The following is a 3,219-nucleotide window of genomic DNA, read 5'->3' as shown; positions in this document are numbered from 1 at the left end:
AATGATGTATATTCAAAATCTTAAAACTGGACAATTTATTAATTTCTCAGAAAAGCAAGGCAAGAAAATAATATATCAAACTGGCAGAGTAAATAGAATATACACAGACAAATTCTGTTTGACAATCAAAATAGGTGAAAGGATTGTGACAAAAATGGTCACAGTAAATGACTTAGTGCAAAAAAGTTTTGAGGTGATAAACAAATGATACTTACAAATGACGAAAAAAAGACAGTTATAGCACTATTGCAGTTACATATCCTCGAAAATGCTGAATTGATAGCATTTTTAGGAGATAAAAAAATAGAAAAAGTTCTTAGAGCTGATATTGAAAAGTATCAGGAGATATTATTAAAATTGGAGGGGAAAGAAAATAATGAGGAAGTATAAAAAAGATAACAAAGTTGAACTTCCAAAGATAATGAAAGAGTTTAAAAACGAAGAACAATTGAAAGAAGAACAGAGAAAAGTTGAAGAATTTTTAAAAAAAATTGCTGAAGAAAAAAAATAAAAAGGAGCTGGAAACAGCTCCAAACTAAATAAAATTTTATTTTGATAACTAAATTAGAAATTTGCAATTTGATATGAAAATAAGTATATCAAATTTAGCTCAAAATTGCACCTAGAATTGATTTTAAATTAACATGTATATTTTTAAGCATTTACTATTATAATTAATCCTAGATATATAAATGCAAGAATAAACGCATAAATATCGAGCAAAAACATACCTAGAATTAATTTAAATAAGTTAGAGCTATAAAATTACTTAAAAAATTTGAGACGATTCTAGAGGTGATTTTGAAAGAAATTAATGGTATTAAAAAACAAATAGATTAAAATCAATTTTAAGTCAATTTGACATAAGGATAAACAAGGACAAAAACATTTTGAATATGAAATAGGTGTAATTATATATATTAAAATTTCACACAGCAGTTACTATATTAAAACCTTATGCAAATTGATAAAAATAGAAAGGGTAACAAATGAAAAAATATATGCAAATAATACTAATAATTATTCTAGGCATAATTGCCGGAATAATTAAAATTAAAATTTTTGGATAGGAGAGTGAGAAGTAATGTGGCTTTTTGGAGATAAAAAGCTCTTACCTCTTGATGTAAGAACGAGTATTCATAATCTTGAGGTAAAAATGAGAATTACGGATTCAATAAACAAGCAATTGATAAAGAAAAATTCAGCACTAGAAGAAAGAATTGCAAAGCTTGAAAAAATAATTATTTTGAATAAATTAGAGTAAAAAAAAGAGCTGGGATTTCCAGCTCTGGCAAAAATAAAAATCCAGTTTTTTCTTATGTCAAAATATTATAACATGGGAGGGCTGGAAATGAAAATATTATATTCATACGTTGACATAAAAGCAGACATAAAAAATATACAGGACAATATTGCATATTATGAACAACTGCTTAGACAAAGTGATTTGAGTGAATTAGATTATTACAAAAAAATAAACTATATGGGAATTAAGTATATTTCAACTATTTTTAGCATTGTAGAAAAAGAAGTAACACGAAAAGAAACAGCCCACAATCTTAATTCTCAGATTATTAGAGAGCTGAAAGCAAAAGCAGAAACTAAATTACTAGAAAAGCAAAATCAAATAGATAATATTGACAATGCTTTAGCAGTGCTTTCAACTGAGGATATTTATATTATCAAATGTAAATTCTTCCACAGAATGAAGTATAAAGACATTACAATTAACTACAATGCTCACTTTAGATATGCAATTACAGAGCAGACAATTAAACTAAGAGTTAAAAACTCTATAAAAAAAATGACAACAATTATTAACCCTGTCTATTTTTCGACAGTGTTAATTTGACATAGATGGCAAAAATTTAGGGGAGATGACTAAATGGAAAAAGTTAGTAAATTAGAAATAAGCACAGATAATTATAGGTCTAGTGTTTACAAAATTGGAGCTGATTCTGATTTTTTTACTATTCAGAAAAATAATATAAAAAATTTACTAAAAGAAAAAATAAATCAGTTAAAGGGGAGAAATAGATTTGAAGATTTATTCAAAAAAGAAGAATTCAAAAATAGGCAACAGAATTGAAAGAATGGCCAATATGAAATTTATAATTAGCCATGGCAAAAACGAGTATATGCTTATGAATGTGAAATCAAGAGCATTTATAAGAATTACTAAAAATAATCCAGCGAAGACAATTAAAGAATTCAAAAGAAATACAAAGATAGATTTTATATCTATGCAGGATATTATTTTTAGTAAAAAAGATGAGGCAGGAAATGATAATCTTAAAGAATTTGGAAAAAATTTATCAGTCCTTAAAAATAGATTGATAAACAAATATAAAAGTTACTTTATGGCAGCAGAAAAAATGGAAATTGAATCTGTTGTTGTAAATTTGTAGGAGGTAGAAAATTGATATTTGACAATGTTTTAGAAATAGTAAAACAAGAAGGAGACAAGCATAGATTTTCGTATAAAGGCTTTGATTGTCTTATAATAAGACATCCAGAGAAGGGACATTTAAATGGATATGTTGCAATTACAAAATTAAGTCCAAAACTTTACAAGGAAATCTATTACAATGATTTTGTAGATAGAATAGATTGTCATGGAGGAATAACATATATTGGGAAAGGATTGAAATACTGGAAAATAAAAAAGAAAAAATCTGTAATGTGGATTGGCTTTGATTGTTATCATTATATGGATTTTGCTCCATATTGGGTAATCAGAAGTGAAAAAATTTTGAAGAGACAATGTGTTGATAGAAAAGAACTTGAATCAGGTGAAAGTCAATACAGAAATTTAGACTATGTTATTGAAGAATGCAAAGGCATAGTTAATCAAATTTTGGAGGGATAAAGATGAATTGCATAAAAGACATGGGAGATACAACATATGAGATTAAAAAGATTGTACTTGCAGATGGAACAGAATTCGACATTGATAAGATAACCGGACTTGCTGTAGTCAAAGAATCAGGTGAAGGACTTGAGTATAATTGGAAAATAACATACTGTGCAAAAGGAAAGAATGATTTACTGGCATTGTCAAATCAATGCACCATGATGGCACATGCATTTAAATTCATGAGAGAAAAAAACATAGAATTTGATGAAGCATGTACAATATACGATAAAATGTTGGAAGAGGCAAGAAAAATTAAGGAAAAATGGAATAGAGGTAGAAAATGAATCACGAAGAACTATTTG

The 3,219-nt window shown here is 27.0% G+C and carries 8 protein-coding genes; all 8 read left to right on the top strand.

What is annotated here, in order from left to right:
• The coding region (locus tag M0R36_11365; GenBank protein MCK9556389.1) for a hypothetical protein at positions 1–208 on the top strand (208 nt) is incomplete at its 5' end.
• The gene (locus M0R36_11360; protein MCK9556388.1) at positions 205–390 is read left to right on the top strand and encodes a hypothetical protein; all 186 of its coding nucleotides are present in this window, start codon (positions 205–207) and stop codon (positions 388–390) included. The genes M0R36_11365 and M0R36_11360, both read left to right, overlap by 4 nt.
• A 694-nt stretch (positions 391–1,084) precedes the next feature.
• Positions 1,085–1,264, top strand: a complete 180-nt coding sequence (locus M0R36_11355) for a hypothetical protein (protein ID MCK9556387.1) — start codon at positions 1,085–1,087, stop codon at positions 1,262–1,264.
• 87 nt (positions 1,265–1,351) lie between these two features.
• On the top strand, positions 1,352–1,852 hold the full coding sequence (locus tag M0R36_11350; protein ID MCK9556386.1) for a hypothetical protein: 501 nt from the start codon (positions 1,352–1,354) through the stop codon (positions 1,850–1,852).
• A gap of 33 nt (positions 1,853–1,885) precedes the next feature.
• A complete protein-coding gene (locus tag M0R36_11345; GenBank protein ID MCK9556385.1) occupies positions 1,886–2,089 on the top strand; it encodes a hypothetical protein in 204 nt (67 codons plus the stop codon).
• Positions 2,040–2,408: a hypothetical protein gene (locus tag M0R36_11340; protein MCK9556384.1), complete on the top strand. Its 369-nt coding sequence runs from the start codon at positions 2,040–2,042 to the stop codon at positions 2,406–2,408. The genes M0R36_11345 and M0R36_11340 overlap by 50 nt, the downstream gene beginning before the upstream one ends.
• 11 nt (positions 2,409–2,419) lie before the next feature.
• Complete coding sequence (locus M0R36_11335; protein MCK9556383.1) at positions 2,420–2,869, top strand: hypothetical protein; 450 nt, start codon at positions 2,420–2,422, stop codon at positions 2,867–2,869.
• A 2-nt stretch (positions 2,870–2,871) separates the two neighbouring features.
• Entirely contained in the window at positions 2,872–3,201 is a 330-nt protein-coding gene (locus M0R36_11330; protein MCK9556382.1) for a hypothetical protein, read from the top strand.
• Positions 3,202–3,219 lie beyond the last annotated feature (18 nt).

This window comes from bacterium, from assembly GCA_023228325.1.
Classification (GTDB): domain Bacteria; phylum Auribacterota; class UBA6266; order UBA6266; family UBA6266; genus UBA6266.
The sequence above is the reverse complement of the archived record's forward strand: the minus strand, read 5'-3'. Positions and strand labels throughout refer to the sequence as shown.